13 protein-coding genes are annotated in these 14,238 nt (G+C 71.4%); 3 read left to right on the top strand and 10 right to left on the bottom strand.

Features of this window, described 5'->3' with window-relative positions:
- Positions 1 to 170: 170 nt before the first annotated feature.
- Positions 171 to 947 (bottom strand): LuxR family transcriptional regulator, encoded by a 777-nt coding sequence (locus ACZ6C1_RS14420; RefSeq protein ID WP_469240819.1) that lies wholly within the window; start codon positions 945 to 947, stop codon positions 171 to 173.
- Positions 944 to 1,792 (bottom strand): helix-turn-helix domain-containing protein, encoded by an 849-nt coding sequence (locus tag ACZ6C1_RS14415; protein ID WP_469240818.1) that lies wholly within the window; start codon positions 1,790 to 1,792, stop codon positions 944 to 946. Before ACZ6C1_RS14415 ends, ACZ6C1_RS14420 begins: the two co-directional genes overlap by 4 nt.
- Before the next feature lie 1,003 nt (positions 1,793 to 2,795).
- On the opposite strand from ACZ6C1_RS14415, the gene ACZ6C1_RS14410 reads away from it, so the two are divergent.
- Genes ACZ6C1_RS14410 through ACZ6C1_RS14400 form a run of 3 tightly spaced genes read left to right on the top strand, consistent with a single transcriptional unit; the run spans position 2,796 to position 6,894 of the window.
- Positions 2,796 to 5,558, top strand: coding sequence for an alpha/beta fold hydrolase (locus tag ACZ6C1_RS14410; RefSeq protein WP_469240816.1), 2,763 nt, complete (start codon positions 2,796 to 2,798; stop codon positions 5,556 to 5,558).
- Entirely contained in the window at positions 5,555 to 6,487 is a 933-nt protein-coding gene (locus ACZ6C1_RS14405) for an NAD-dependent epimerase/dehydratase family protein (protein ID WP_469240814.1), read from the top strand. The genes ACZ6C1_RS14410 and ACZ6C1_RS14405 overlap by 4 nt, the downstream gene beginning before the upstream one ends.
- 5 nt (positions 6,488 to 6,492) lie before the next feature.
- Positions 6,493 to 6,894 carry a nuclear transport factor 2 family protein gene (locus tag ACZ6C1_RS14400; protein WP_469240812.1) on the top strand — a complete coding sequence of 134 codons (402 nt, stop codon included), beginning with the start codon at positions 6,493 to 6,495 and terminating at the stop codon, positions 6,892 to 6,894.
- A 51-nt stretch (positions 6,895 to 6,945) separates the two neighbouring features.
- On the opposite strand, the gene ACZ6C1_RS14395 is transcribed toward ACZ6C1_RS14400, so the two are convergent.
- From ACZ6C1_RS14395 to ACZ6C1_RS14360, 8 genes are all read right to left on the bottom strand, one after another.
- Positions 6,946 to 7,686 (bottom strand): 4'-phosphopantetheinyl transferase family protein, encoded by a 741-nt coding sequence (locus tag ACZ6C1_RS14395; RefSeq protein ID WP_469240811.1) that lies wholly within the window; start codon positions 7,684 to 7,686, stop codon positions 6,946 to 6,948.
- Positions 7,687 to 7,793: 107 nt separating this feature from the next.
- The gene (locus tag ACZ6C1_RS14390; RefSeq protein ID WP_469240809.1) at positions 7,794 to 8,471 is read right to left on the bottom strand and encodes a DsbA family protein; all 678 of its coding nucleotides are present in this window, start codon (positions 8,469 to 8,471) and stop codon (positions 7,794 to 7,796) included.
- Positions 8,472 to 8,513: 42 nt separating this feature from the next.
- Positions 8,514 to 9,617, bottom strand: a complete 1,104-nt coding sequence (locus ACZ6C1_RS14385) for a beta-ketoacyl synthase N-terminal-like domain-containing protein (RefSeq protein WP_469240808.1) — start codon at positions 9,615 to 9,617, stop codon at positions 8,514 to 8,516.
- 5 nt (positions 9,618 to 9,622) lie between these two features.
- Entirely contained in the window at positions 9,623 to 10,498 is an 876-nt protein-coding gene (locus tag ACZ6C1_RS14380; RefSeq protein ID WP_469240806.1) for an alpha/beta fold hydrolase, read from the bottom strand.
- Position 10,499: 1 nt separating this feature from the next.
- A complete protein-coding gene (locus ACZ6C1_RS14375; RefSeq protein WP_469240805.1) occupies positions 10,500 to 11,459 on the bottom strand; it encodes a beta-ketoacyl synthase N-terminal-like domain-containing protein in 960 nt (319 codons plus the stop codon).
- Positions 11,456 to 12,592, bottom strand: a complete 1,137-nt coding sequence (locus ACZ6C1_RS14370; RefSeq protein WP_469241223.1) for a beta-ketoacyl-[acyl-carrier-protein] synthase family protein — start codon at positions 12,590 to 12,592, stop codon at positions 11,456 to 11,458. Before ACZ6C1_RS14370 ends, ACZ6C1_RS14375 begins: the two co-directional genes overlap by 4 nt.
- Positions 12,589 to 13,881, bottom strand: coding sequence for a beta-ketoacyl-[acyl-carrier-protein] synthase family protein (locus ACZ6C1_RS14365; protein ID WP_469240804.1), 1,293 nt, complete (start codon positions 13,879 to 13,881; stop codon positions 12,589 to 12,591). Before ACZ6C1_RS14365 ends, ACZ6C1_RS14370 begins: the two co-directional genes overlap by 4 nt.
- A gap of 63 nt (positions 13,882 to 13,944) precedes the next feature.
- Positions 13,945 to 14,199 carry an acyl carrier protein gene (locus ACZ6C1_RS14360; RefSeq protein WP_469240802.1) on the bottom strand — a complete coding sequence of 85 codons (255 nt, stop codon included), beginning with the start codon at positions 14,197 to 14,199 and terminating at the stop codon, positions 13,945 to 13,947.
- Between the last annotated feature and the right edge of the window lie 39 nt (positions 14,200 to 14,238).

The following is a 14,238-nucleotide window of genomic DNA, read 5'->3' as shown; positions in this document are numbered from 1 at the left end:
CGGGGGACGTATACACCGCTGCGAGGCGATTCCGGCAGGTCCGGAACGCTTTCCACGCCCCCATCAAACTGGCCGTCACCCCGTGCGGCAAGGCGCCTTTCAGCAAGTTGCCAGCGGAAGGTGAAAAAGGGAACGCCGGAGAAACCCGGGGGAGGACCGCCGGGCCGCCCCTAGGGGCGGCCCGTGCCGCCTGCCCGGGGGGCCGGGGGAGCCAGCAGGCCCAGTTCGGCGGCCTTGACCCCGGCCTGGAAACGGGAGTTGGCCCCGAGCATCGCCAGCAGATCCGCCACGTGCCGCCGGTAGGTGCGCACCGAGACCCCGAGCGCACGGGCGGCGACGTCGTCGGTGACGCCGGCCCGCAGCGCCGCCAGGATCTGCCGGGCCACGTCGGCCCGTTCGGGGCTCTCGAAGATCGTCCGGACGCCGACGGGTGACGCCTGGCCCCACACGGTCTCGAAGAGCGTGTGCAGGGTGTCCACGACCTCCGGTGCCCTGATGATCGAGGCGCGCCGGCCGGTCACGGACTCGGCCACCACCAGGGCGGAGGCGTGGTCGACGACGAGCGCCTGCAGAGGCGGGACCGGGGCGACCCGGATCGCCACCGGCCGCTCCCTGACGTACTGCTCGCGTACGAAGTCGTCGTCCAGCAGCACGGGAACGGTGAGCAGCCGCACCGAGACCAGCTCGGCCGCGTCGTAGATCAGTTCCTGTTCCGCGCCGGTGGGCCCCTCCGGGCCGGTCATCCGGGCGTGGACGATGTCGATGGAGTGGGTCGCACCGCCGATGAGCCGGCGGGCGGCGTCGAGCACCGCGTCGTAGCTGCCGTCGATCGTGCTGATGAGCTGTTCCTGGACGCTGCGGTCGCGGTGCAGGGCCACCGTGGACTCGATCAGGGTCCGCACCTTGAGCAGCGCCTGCTCGACGTCCTCATCGGGTCCGCCGTTCACGCGGCACCACACCGACCGTCCACCGGCGGGAGCAACCCCAGTTCCACGGCTCTCACACCCGCCTGGAAGCGGGACTCCACCTCGAACTCCCGGATGAAGTCGGCGACGTAGCGCCGGTAGGTGCGCAGGGATATGTCGAGTTCGCGGGCCGCCGCCTCGTCGGTCTTGCCCTCGCTCAGCAGCTTGAGGACGTTCCTGGCGAGCTCGGTGCGCAGGCGCTTGTGGGTGCGGAGGTGGTCCTCCAGCCTGCGGCCCCGTGACCAGGCACCGGCGAAGAGCAGTTCCAGTGCGCGTACCGCGGCGGTGTCGTTCACGACGGTCGTGTAGTCGCCGTCCTGCTCGTCGGGGCGCACGAGGACGGAGGAGCCGTCGAGGATCAGGCACTCGCGGAACTGTCGTTCGGCGACGCGCACTTCGAGGTGGACGCCGGGAGGTGGGACCGCCGGTTCGGTCAGGGCGCTCACGGTCTCGGCCGTACACAGCACGCGTACGGAGACGCTGGGCGGGATAGTGGGCAGCAGACGCAGCGCGGCCTGGGCGAACTCCCCGGTGTCGGTCAGGGTGACGCACACGGTGTGCCGGGCGCGGCTGATGAGCTGCGCCAGGGTCTCGCCGACGGGGACTCCCTGGGTGCGGGCCAGTGGGGAGGGGCCGGCGGGGCCGCGGCGGTGGAGAGCGACCGTGGACTCTATCAACGCGTGGGCGCGCAGCAGTTCCCGCTCGAGGCGTGCTGCGTGGTCGAGCTCCGGTGACTCCGGACGCTCGGTGTGATCATCGACTACCGTTCCCGTATCCCCCCTGTCGATCACATCCGCGGTCGGCGGATCTTCTGCAACACCTGCCACTGACGCCCCCTCGCCTGCCAGGTTTCCTTGCATTCACCTGCGCTGCCCCGGCACTACGGCTTCGGGCCTCCTGACGGCGACCCACGAAATGACTCACCGGCCTCGGTAATGCGGGGTTGACGCATACCGCGAGGTTAGTTCGACCCGTCAGTTTCAGTCAACAAATCCCTGCCCCTGCCGGATACCGGCGCGCCACAGGATTCCCCAATACACGACCTCGAACTGAACGCACGTCCTCCGGAAACGACATGCTTACGTGTCCGGAAACCTCCGGTACACCGATCGCGCGCCTGGCCCCACATGGTTTCGAGGCAGGCCGATCGGAGCCATGCCGGGCGCCGTTGACCTGGGGTGATAGGCCGTATGAGCGCCACGGACAGCGCCGGAAAATCTAGCACTTCGCGGGTACGGGAATCCTCTCGCCCGTACCCGCGCACGCGTCGCGCGCGAGGGCCGTGACGGGCCGCCCTGCCGCGGCACCCCCGGGGACCAGCGGGTCACAGGGTAAGGAATGTGCGCGTGAGCAGTACGGATCTGGCCAAGTCGGCCGGGCTGGATAGGCCGGCCGGCACCCCCCGGTGACTTCGTGACCACTTCAGCACTGTGTACCGTCGGCCGTGTTCCCGGACCGACTGTGTCGATTACCACATAACAACTGGTCGTTTACTTCAAAATCAAACAAGTAACCGGCCTCACCGTCTTAACGCCTTTTTCCCGCGCCGTGGGCCGGTACGTCAGCAAACTGCACGCGAACCGTCGAAAAAGGGGTTACCGGTTCCGCTTTTCCCACCCCGTGTACACCGCGCCCGCCCCCTCCGTGACACAGGGTGAGATTTCTGACCACTACAGGTCCTTCTTTCTCCCCCGCACAACCCCCCGACTACGTTCATGACGAACGCGTTCGGACGCGTCGCCGCCCGGCTCCCGCCCTCCCGTTCAGCCCTCGCCCCGTCCCCTCCGGGCTTTCCCACCCCTCATCGGTCCTTGACTCCCGGAGCACCACGTGAACATCGCTGATCTGCTCACCCGTGCCGCTCGGAACCACCCGGAAACCGGAATCGGTTACTGCCTGGGCGACTCGGACTCCCCGTACGAATTCCACAACCACAGGGAACTGCTGCACGAAGCCCTGTGCCTCCTGACCGCGCTGCGCGCCGAGGGCCTGACCCCCAAGGACGAGGTCGTCCTCGTCCTGGAGCGACAGCGGCAATTCCTCACCGCGTTCTGGGCCTGTGTGCTCGGCGGGTTCATACCCTGCCCGATGTCCCCCCAGCGGGCGGACCGGGAGCGCTGGGCCGACCAACTCGGGCACGTGAACACCCTGTTGGAGCGTCCCCTCGTACTCACCGACGCGCCCCTCGCCGCCGAGCTGCCCCCGGTCGACGGGCTGCGCGTCACCACCTTCGAGTCCCTGCACGGAGGCGGACCGGCCGGCACGACGCACACCGCGGCGGCCGAGGACACCGCACTGCTGGTGCTGACGTCCGGGTCCACCGGCAACTCCAAGGCGGTCCGCCTCAGCCATGGCAATCTGCTCGCGTCGATGGCCGGCAAGAACGGCCACCACCGGCTCACCTCCGCCGACACCATGTTCAACTGGGTCTCCTTCGACCATGTCGCGGCCCTCCTCGAATGCCACCTGTTCCCCCTGTACACGGGCGCCCGCCAGTGGCACGCCGAGGCGTCGGTCATACTCGCCGAGCCCCTGGAGTTCGTCCGGCTGCTCTCCCGGCACCGCGTGACCGCGACGTTCGCACCCAACTTCCTGCTCGGGCGGCTCAACGCCGCGGACCTGCCCCCCGCACTCGCGGACTCGCTCGACCTGTCCCCGCTGCGGCAGCTCATCAGCGGCGGCGAGGCGGTGCTCGGCACCACCGGACGGGCCTTCCTCAGCCGCTTCGCCCCCTACGGCCTCGGCCCCCGCACCCTGTGGCCCGCCTTCGGGATGACCGAGACGTGCGCCGGCAGCATCTACAACCAGGACTTCCCCGAGGCCGACCGCGACCAGGAGTTCGCCGCGGTCGGCACACCCGTCGAAGGGCTCCGCATCCGCGTCGTGGACGAGGACGACCGGGTACTGCCCGACGGCGAGGTCGGCGAGCTCCAGCTGTCCGGCCCCATGGTCACCACCGGCTACCACAACAACCCGCGCGCCACCGCCGAGGCGTTCACCACCGACGGCTGGTTCCGCAGCGGCGACCTGGGCCGGATCACCGACGGCCGGCTCACCCTGGTGGGGCGCAGCAAGGACAGCGTCATCGTCAACGGCGTCAACTACTTCAGCCACGAGATGGAGACCGCGCTCGAACGGCTCGACGGAGTGGCCCGCTCCTACGTCGCCGCCTTCCCCATACGCCCCGAGCACAGCGACACCGAGCAGGTGGCCATCGCCTTCCACGCCGAGGTACCGGACGGCGACGAGGCGGCGCTGCACCGCGTACTGACTGCCGTACGCAGCACCGTGGTGATGCGCTGGGGCTTCCGGCCCGGGCTGATCCTGCCGCTGGACAAGGACGCCTTCCCCAAGACGAGCCTCGGCAAGATCCAGCGCGCCCTGATGCGCCGGCGCCTGGAATCGGGCGCGTACGACGCCACGGTCCGCGAGGTCGCCGAGCTGGCCACCCGCATGCTGGGCGGATACACACCGCCCGAGGGGGACACCGAGCGGGCACTGGCCGAGATCTACGCCGGCATGTTCGGCATGGCACCGGACGCGATCAGCGCCACCGCCAACTTCTTCGACCTGGGCGGGACCTCCCTCGACATACTCCGGCTGCGCAGCCAGGTGACGCAGCGGCTCGGCGTGCCCGGCCTCCAGGTGATCGACCTGCTGACCGCTCCGACGGTCCGCTCCCTGGCCGCCCGGCTCGCGAAGCAGTCGGCGTCCGGCTCCCCGGCGGCGTACGACCCCGTCGTGCCGATGCAGCTGACCGGCTCGAAGACCCCGCTGTTCTGCGTCCACCCGGGTGTCGGTGAGGTCCTCGTCTTCTTCAACCTGGCCAAGTACTTCACGGGGGACCGGCCGTTCTACGCACTGCGCGCCCGGGGCTTCAATGAGGGTGAGAAGCCGTTCGTCAGTTTCGAGGAAATGGTCGAGACCTACGTCTCCGCCATCCGCGACCGGCAGCCGCACGGCCCGTACGCGGTGGCCGGATACTCCTACGGCGGCGCGGTGGCCTTCGAGATCGCCAAGGCGCTCGAGGCGCAGGGCGAACGGGTCGACTTCGTGGGCAGCTTCAACCTGCCGCCGCACATCAAGTACCGCATGAACGAACTCGACTTCGTCGAGACGGCGGCGAACCTCGCCTTCTTCCTCGACCTCATCGACAAGAAGCAGTCCCTCGAACTGCCCGCGCTGCTCCGCGACCTCCCGCGTGAGGAGCAGCTCGCGCACTTCATGCGGATCGCACCCCAGCGGCGCCTGGCCGAGCTCGACCTCGACGTCCACAAGTTCGGCGCCTGGGCCGAGCTCGCCGACCGCCTCACGGACCTGGGCCGCACCTACGAGCCCCGCGGGACCGTCCGGTCGATGAGCGTCTTCTACGCGATCCCGCTGCGGGGCACCAAGGAGGACTGGCTGGCGAACGAGCTGCGGCAATGGGACACGTACACCACCGAAGGCGTCCGGTACATCGACGTACCGGGCGAGCACTACACGCTGATGGGCCCACGCCATGTGGCCGAGTTCCAGGGGATTCTGCGCCGGGAACTGGACCGCGCCATGGGTGAGGACCGTGCGGCGACGAAGGGGGAAGAGGAGCAGTGAAGGGCGCGAAGATCCTGATCACCGGAGGCACCGGGCAGGTCGCCCGGCCGGTGGCCGAGGCACTGGCCGCACAGAACGAGGTGTGGTGCCTTGGCAGGTTCACCACACCCGGAGTCGAGCAGGCGCTGCGCGAGCGCGGCGTCACCACCTGGCACTGGGACATGGACGACCCCACGGGGGACGCCCTGCGCGGGGTGCCCGACGACTTCACCCATGTGATGCACTCGGCGGTACGGCGGGGCGACGACGGTGACTTCAACGCCACCGCCGAGGTCAACGCGGTCTCGGCCGGACGCCTGATGACGCACTGCCGGTCCGCCGAGGCGTTCCTGTACGTGTCGACGGGCGCCGTCTACCGGCGGCAGACGCTCGACCACAAGTACACCGAGACCGACCCGGTCGACGGCGTCGCCGACTGGCTGCCCGCCTACCCGGTGGGGAAGATCGCCACCGAGGGCGCGGTACGCGCCTTCGCCCAGGTGCTCGGGCTGCCCACCACCATCGCCCGCCTCAACATCGCCTACGGCCCCGGCGGCTACGGCGGCGTACCGATGCTCTACTTCGCCCGGATGCTCGCGGGCGAGCCCATCGCGGTGCCCCGCACCGGCCAGAACTGGTGCTCGCTGCTGTACACCAGCGACCTGGTGGCCCAGGTGCCCCGGCTGTGGCAGGCGGCCTCCGCCCCGGCGACCCTGGTCAACTGGGGCGGCGACGAATCGGTCGGGATCACCGACTGCGTGCGGTACATGGAGGAACTGACCGGCGTCACGGCCGACCTCGTACCGAGCGACGTCACCCGCGAGACCTACCAGTTCGACCCGACGCTCAGGCGGCGCCTGACCGGCCCGTGCGAAGTGAGCTGGCGCGACGGCATCCGCCGCACGCTCGAAGCACTCCACCCCGACCGTGTGAAGCCCAGGGAGCACTGAACCCGATGAACAACCTCGACGTCGTCCACGCCGCCTACCGGGCCTTCCACGACCGGGACGTGGAGGGACTGCTGGCCACCCTCGACCCCGGCATCGAGTGGGTCCACCCGGAGGGGATGAACCCGTACGGCCTGGGCGGCACCAAGCTGGGACACGCGGGTGTACGGGACTTCCTGGCCCGCGTGCCGGGCGTGATCGGCGGGATGCGGCTGCGCCCCGAGGAGTTCGTGTGCGCGGACGACCGGGTGGTGGTGTTCGGTGTGCGGGACGTGACCTCGCTCGACGGGCGCACCGAGACGCTCGACTTCGTCCACTCCTGGACCCTGCGCGACGGCCGCGCCGTACGGATGGCGGACATCTTCGACACCGCGGTGTTCGTCCGGCTCATCGAATCGGGCACACCGTGAGGTAGGCGCCGCGCAAGCGGGACGGGGGGCGCGGCCGCAGGGCCGTGCCCCTCACCCGTGCGTGCGCAGCCGTACGTCGACGCCCGCGCCGGAGTCCGCCACCGCGACGGCCCCCTGCCACCCCTCGGGCAGCGCGAGGTCGGTCACCCGCCACGGTGCGCCGCCCGCGTGCACGGTGACCGGCCCCGTGTGCAGTGGGTGCACCTCGACCACCGTGAGATCGGTGGCGATGCCCGTCCCGACGCCCTTGAGCACGGCCTCCTTCCGCGTCCAGCCGCGCAGGAAGGCCCGTAGCCGCCGCCCGGACCCGTCCGGCAGGGCGCACACCCCGTCGGCCTCGGCGGGCGCGAACACCTTCGCGGCCAGGTCCTCGACCGGCACCCTGCGCTCATGCTCCGCGTCCACGCCCACCGGCCGGTCCGCCACCGCGAGCAGACCGATGCCCCTGCTGTGACTGATGCTGATCCAGCCGTCGTACGCCGGCTCCACGACCCTCGGGGGGCCGTGCTCCGCGTCGCCGCACCCCGGACAGGGACGGCGCCCGAACCGGATACCGCCGGGCTCGATGTCCAGCAGGGGGCCGAGGATACGGCGCACGGCCGCCCGGCAGCCGGCGAACTCCCCGGCGTGCTCGGGGTGCCCGATCCCGGCCAGCCGCTCGCGTTCCGCGCCGTCCAGCAGCGCGAAGTCCTCCGGGGTCACCGTCGTCCCGGTGCGCCACCACCACACGTCCACGGTGCCGGTCGCGCCGGCCGGCGCCGACTCCTCCAGCGTGGCACTGAGCCCTGTCATGGTGGTCCCCCCGAGAAGATGAGCCGGTCCGTCGGGACCGGGTACGGCCGATGCGTGTGCGCCCCGGCAGCGGGGCCCGCAGCCTCCGGGCCCGGGCCCCGGCCGGTTCAGCCGCAGCCGCCCGCGTGCCCCTGGTCGAGGGCGAGGGCCCCGGCCGGCACGGGCTCGCCCCGGCGGGCGCGGTTGAGCTCCACGAAGTCCTCGAGGCGGTCCACGCCCCAGAACTTCTCGAACCCGTCGATGAAGTACGGCACCCCGAACACCCCGTCCCGGTGCAGGACTTCCAGGTGCCGGGCGCCCTCGGCCCGTACCTCCGGGTCGCTGTGCGCGGTGGCGAGCGCCTCGGGGTCGATGCCGAGGTCGCGGCCGATGCGCGCCATGACCTCCGGCTCGGAGATGTTCTGCCCCTGCTCCCAGCGGGCCCGGTACACGGCGTCGATGAACGCCCGGCCCCGGCCGAGGCGGTCCGCCACCAGGTACGCCAGGTGGGACACCTCCCACACGGGGTCCTTGTCCTGCGGCCAGACCATGTCGAGTCCGCGCTGCCGGGTGAGACGGCGTACGTCCTGGAGGATGTACAGGTGCTTCTCACGGGACATCGCCACGTAGGGGAGCGTGATGTCCCGCTCGGCCAGCTCCTTCGTGGCCTCCGCGTCCGGCTCCCAGAACGGGAGCCAGTCGATCTGCTCGGCGACATCGGGGTAGCGCTCCAGCAGGTCCCGGTAGGCGATCCAGGAGTAGGGGCTGCGGAACGAGAAATACCAGCGCGGCCTGCGGCGGGCCATGGTGACCTCCAGAAAGTACGTACGGGCGGGGCGTTCGCGCGGTCAGCGCAGCCGCAGCAGGGCGCAGCCGACGGAGCCGGTCCGGTCCACGGCGGTGACCAGGCCGATCCGGCCCGCCGTCCCCTCCGGGTCGTTCTCGGCGTGCGCGAGCAGGGCGGCCAGCTGGAAACCGGCGGCCGCGGCACCGGTGTCACCGATCAGCGTGTGCGGTGCGAGGTGGAGGACCTGGTTGCCGTCCAGGACGTCGGCCAGGGCGGCACGCTCGTCCTCGCCGGCCCGTCCGGTGCTGCCGGACTCGGCCACCACGGCGATCTCGTCCGCGGTGGCGTCCGCCTGGGCGAGGGCGCGGCGAAGGCAGGACGTCAGCGCGGAACGCACGTCGTCACCCAGCACGACGCCCAGCTCGACGGCGAGGATTTCCGCGAGGACCGGCTGGTCCTCGTCCCCGGCGGGCTCGATGAGCAGCATGGCGCTGCCCTCCCCGAGCGGGGTCGCCCGCTCGCCGTCCTGGTCGACGGAGTGGTGCTCCAGCCAGGCGCGGGCCGGCGAGAACTCCTCGGCGGAGCCGCACAGCACGCTGTCGGCGTGGCCGGAGGTCAGCAGCCGGCGCGCGTAGTTGAGGGCGTGGAGACCCGCGCTGCGACCGCCGGCGATCGTGCTGTTGGGGCCCTTGAGCTGGTACCAGATGGCGCTCTGGCCGCTCGCGCAGTTCATCACCGTGTTGGGGAACTGGGCCGGGTCCACGAAGAACGGCTGGTCGCCGGTGAGCGAGTCGCGGGTGAAGTCCATCATGGACTGGGCGCTGCCCGTGGTGGTGCCCAGCGCGAAGGCCGCGCCCTCCCCGGTGCCCACCCGCTGGTTGCGCTCGCTCTCGCCGAGCAGCGCGCCGACCGCGGTCACGGTCAGACCGGTGACCCGGTCCATGGAGCGGGTCCCCTTGCGGCCGAGCGCCTCGCGGACGTCGAAACCCGGCACCAGGCAGGCGTCGGGGCTGGGTGTGCCGGTGTGGTCCGGGCCGAGCGGCGCCAGGGTGGCGCGGCGCTCCTGCAGACCGGAGGTGAACGCGGCCCTGCCGATGCCGAAGGGCGACACGGCGGACCAGGCGGTGATGATCAGGCGGCGTTCGGCCGTTGCGGTAGGAGTCATTCTCGTCACGTTTCTGTGCTGAGGGACCCTGCGGGGCGGGGCCCGGTGCTGGAGATGTCTCGGGGCAGCAGGACCGAGTCGAAGAAGGCCCGGAGTTCGCCGCCGAACCGCTCCGCCTCGTCCACCATCGGGAAGTGACCGCTGGCGAGGATCCGCAGGCGGGCGTCCGGCAACGCCTCGGCGAGCGCGGTGGCGTCGGCCGGCCGGGCGGCGATGTCCGTCTCGCCGCCGAGCACCAGGCACGGCACCGTGATGCCGGCGGTCCGGAGGTGGGGCGTACGCAGGTACAGGTCGAAGAAACGGATCCAGCCGGCGGGCCCGATCCACTCCCTGACGCGTTCCGCCATGGCGATCTCGGTGTCGGGATCGATGCGGCCCCGCGACTGGGCGTGGATGCCCTCGCGCAGGATGAGGTGGAAGTCGTTGAGGTAGTAGCTGATGGTGTCCCAGCCGAAGGCGTCGGTACGCCCCCGGTAGAACGGGGCGACCAGGACGAGGGCCCGGATGCCGAAGCGGGCGAACGGGTCCCCGCCCGCCCGGCCGGAGCGGTCGAGCAGTTCGAGGAGGACGTTGGAGGTCATCGAATGGGCGACCACCACGTCGACACCGCCGGGGACCGCGAGGAGCGCCTCCTCTACCCACTGTCCGATGTCGGGGTCCTGGCCCCAGTCCGCGAGCCCCTGTCCCCGCCAGGGGAGCTGGGCGAGCCACAACTCGTGCTCCCCGGCATCCCCGGCGAGGACGTCGGCGGCCGGCTGCCACATCGTGTCGTTCCCGGCGAGCCCGTGCAGGAACAGGACCTTGGGGGCGCCGGGACGGGGGTCACCGTACCGGCGCACCCGGACGGGGGCCGAGGAACCGGCCTCCTGCCAGTTCGGCACCTCAGGCTCCTTGCGGGGCCAGCAGGGCCACCCCGGCGGCCGGCCTCGTCCCGCCCGCACCGGCCACCGCGTACACGGAACCCTCGCCACCGCCGTCGAACCAGGCGGTCGCGGCGGCGGCCTGGAGCACACCCAGGGCGCCCGAGGCCCGGCTCGGCCCGAACCCGTGCCGGGGGACGCCCGGCAGGAGGTCGTCGGCCACCGTGCCGGAGTCGGTCTGCGGCACCTGCCAGCGGGCGGGCGCCGTGCCGGGGTCGAGCTCCCGCAGCGACTCGACGCAGGAACGGACGTCGGAGGCACCGCGGTAGCCCCGGTAGACCGCCCGGACGCGGGCGGAGCGGGCCTGCGCCGCCGTGGCGCGCTCCAGCACCACCGCCGCGCCGCCGTCCACCGCGACACGGCCGTCGCCGAGCAGCCGTCGCACCGTGTCGTTGTCGGGTTCGACGCCGATGACCAGGACCCGGTCCACCCGGCCCGCGGTGATCATGGTCGCGGCCCAGTGCAGGGCGTCCAGACCGGACGTGGCGCCGTTGCAGACCATCAGGTTGGGGCCGCGCAGTCCGAACCGGATCGCCACCGAGGAGGCGATCACATTGCTGGACGCGTTCGGCAGGTCCATCGGCGAGGTGCCGGAGACCGTCTCGGCGTGGATGGTGTCCAGGGCCCGGGTGACGGTGTCCAGGTTGCCGAAGTTGGAGCTGGCGACCACCCCGACCGTCTCGGCGGGGACGGTCAGGCCGTCCTCGCCGAGCAGTCCGGTGTCCTTCAGCGCCTTGTCGGCGATGCCGTACGCCAGTTGGGTGGCGCGGTCCTTGTAGCGGAGGCCCTTCTTGCCCACCACCTGTGCGGGCTCCACGGGCTCCGCCTCCGGTGCCGGTCCGGCGATCAGGCCGGCCGGGGACTCGGCGCCGGGAACGAGGACGCTCGCCCCGGTGATCACGATCTGCGCGGTCGGGCTCATCGGGCCGCCTCCACGATCGCGACCGCGTTGATCCCGCCGAACCCGAAGGCGTCCAGTTGCATCAGGGTCATCTCCTCGTCACGCGGTGTGCCGGTGACGAAGCGGAATCCGGCCGCCTCGTCCACCGGGTCGTCCAGGCCCACGACGGGCGGCACCCGGCCCGCTTCGAGGGCGCTCAGGCCCACCACCAGGTTCAGCAGCCCGGAGCCGCCGGAGGTGTGCCCGGTCATCGACTTGATCGCGGTCATCAGCGGGCGGCCGCGGTCCGTGCCGAGCACGTCGGCGAGCGCGACCGCCTCGGCCTCGTCGTTGAGCAGGGTGCCGGTGCCGTGCAGCATCACCAGGTCCAGGTCGGCCGGGGTGACCTCGGCGATCCGGTGCGCCTCGCGCATGGCGGTGGCGATGCCCTCCGGGGAGGGCGCGGTGGCGTGGTACGCGTCGCAGTTGACGGCCACGCCGCGCAGCCGGCCGTACACCTGCTCGCCGTAACCGTCCCGGCGCAGCACGATGGCGGCGGCGCCGTCGCCCATCAGGACGCCGGTGCGGTTGCGGTCGAAGGGCCGCACCCGTTCCGGGGCCACCGGGTGCACCCGCTCCAGCAGCCCGTGCATGCTCTCCGTCAGGACGTCGACACCCGCGACGATCACCGTGTCCGGCCCGCCCTCCTGGGCGAGCAGGTCGGAGCCGAGCGCGAGCGCGTAGAGGGAGGCGGAGCAGGCGTTGGAGAACGTGTGGGTCTGTTCGGCTCCGAAGCGTTCACGCAGGGCGGGGCCGAAGTCCAGGTCGTGCTCGCCCATGCGGTGCTCGCCGCGCCACCACAGCTCCAGGGAGCGCAGCTCGCGCAGGCCGGTGCCCACGAGGACGGGCACGCCGCTCAGGTCCTCGCCGAGTCCGGCGCCCTTGGCAGCCTGGGCGACGGCGTCGAGCAGCAGGGCGGTGGCCCGGCCGGCGACGTCCTGGCCCTCGGCGGGGCGGTCGTCGACCTCGTAGGCGTGCTGCGCCCGGAAGTTCGTCCGGTCGAAGCCGCGGAGCGGGGCGTGCCCGGTGACCCCGGCGCACAGGTTGCGGAACACTTCGTCGGTGTCCCGGCCGATGCTCGTCACGGCACCGATACCGGTGATGGCCTGGTTCAGCACAGCGTCTTCTCCCTCTGTTCCGTGTCGGCCCGGTCGTACCGGCCGAAGAGGACCACCGCGTTGTTGCCACCGAAGGCCAGACCGTTGTTCTGGACGACCTTGAGGTCGGCCTCGACGGCCTCGTTGGGCACGCAGTCGACGTCGCACTCCGGGTCCGGGGTGACGTGGTTGATGGTCGGCGGTACGAAGCGGTTGTCGATGGCGAGCGCGCATCCGATGGCGCCCAGCGCGCTGGCGGCGCCCATGCTGTGCCCGAGCATCGACTTCATCGACACGGTGCGCGGCGGGGCGTCGCCGTACACCTGGCGGATCGCGCCCACCTCGGTGACGTCGTTGGCCTTGGTGCCGGTGCCGTGCGCGGAGATCAGGTCCACCTGCTCCGGTGCGACCCCGGAGTTCTCCAGGGCCCGCTCCATGCAGCGGGCGACGCTCGCCCGGTTGGGCGCGACCTGGTGGTACGCGTCGCAGTTGAGGCCGTAGCCGAGGACCTCGGCGTAGATGTGGGCGCCCCGGGCCAGCGCCGAGTCCAGGCGCTCCAGGACGAGGATGCCCGCGCCCTCGCCGGTGAGGATGCCCTTGCGGTCGACGTCGAAGGGCTGGCAGCGGTCGGGGGCGATGGTGCCGAGCCGGTAGAACCCGGTGAAGGTCTTGCGGCACATCGCGTCGGCGCCGCCGCAAATGGCGAACTGGGCCTCGCCGGAGCTGACCGCGTCGAAGCCGTAGCCGATGGCGTAGTTGCCGGCCGCGCAGGCCGTCGGCACGGTGACGGCCTCCACGTCGGACAGGCCGAGCTCCTGGGCGATGGCGACCGACAGGCGGCCGGCGGGGACCCGGCGGGCCGCCTCCGGGTCCATCTTCTCCGGGCCGAGGCCGATCTCGGTCTCCACGAGCTGGTCGAGGTCGTAGGACTCACCGTCGGTGGTGCCGATGGAGATGAGCCCCCGCTGCTCACGCAGTCGGGCCGGATCGAGACCGGCGTCCTCCACCGCCATCCGGGCGGCGGCCACCGAGAACTGGGTGGCCCGGCCGAGCTGGTCCAGCCGGAGATTGCTGATCCACTGGGCCGGGTCGAACCCGGTGACCTCGCACCCGGTCGAGTGGGAGTACCCGTTGGTTTCGAACACCGAGATGGGCTTGGCCCCGCTGCGGCCGGCGCGGAGCCCGGCGAGGAACTCCGTGACGCCCAGGCCGATGCTGGACACCACCCCCAGGCCGGTGAGCACGACCCGGTGGCCGCTGCCCTTCGCCGCTCCCTTGGCCGTCTCGACGACGTGCTGTGCTGACATGCCACCCTTCCGATCCGGTTGATCCGACTGCCTGGGGCGCCCCCACGAGGGCGGCGGACGGGACTACCAGCGGCCGGCTTCGGCCACGACCTGGTAGACGCCCTCGATGTTCACCATCCGGGGCAGCTCGGACTGGTCGATGACCACGCTGAACTTCTTCTCCAGGGCGGCGAGGATCTCGATGGCGCGCAGGGAATCGGCCTTGTGGTCCTCCTTGAAGAGGCTGGTCATCGTGACCTCGTCCTCCTCGATCTCCAGGATGTCGCAGACGATTTCCTTGATGGCTTCCACGCGCTCGGACTGCAGGGTCTCGGACATGCGAAATTCTCCTTGTGAAAAGGGGTGGTTGGAATTCCC

This window comes from Streptomyces sp. NPDC041796 (assembly GCF_055590785.1).
Note: the sequence above shows the minus strand (reverse complement) of the source record. Positions and strands in the feature narration are given on the sequence as shown.

Coding starts and splice junctions, on each gene's coding strand:
- ACZ6C1_RS14400 (WP_469240812.1), top strand. CDS start 6,493: ATGAACAACCTCGACGTCGTCCACGCCGCCTACCGGGCCTTCCACGAC.
- ACZ6C1_RS14395 (WP_469240811.1), bottom strand. CDS start 7,686: ATGACAGGGCTCAGTGCCACGCTGGAGGAGTCGGCGCCGGCCGGCGCG.
- ACZ6C1_RS14390 (WP_469240809.1), bottom strand. CDS start 8,471: ATGGCCCGCCGCAGGCCGCGCTGGTATTTCTCGTTCCGCAGCCCCTAC.
- ACZ6C1_RS14385 (WP_469240808.1), bottom strand. CDS start 9,617: ATGACTCCTACCGCAACGGCCGAACGCCGCCTGATCATCACCGCCTGG.
- ACZ6C1_RS14375 (WP_469240805.1), bottom strand. CDS start 11,459: ATGAGCCCGACCGCGCAGATCGTGATCACCGGGGCGAGCGTCCTCGTT.
- ACZ6C1_RS14365 (WP_469240804.1), bottom strand. CDS start 13,881: ATGTCAGCACAGCACGTCGTCGAGACGGCCAAGGGAGCGGCGAAGGGC.
- ACZ6C1_RS14360 (WP_469240802.1), bottom strand. CDS start 14,199: ATGTCCGAGACCCTGCAGTCCGAGCGCGTGGAAGCCATCAAGGAAATC.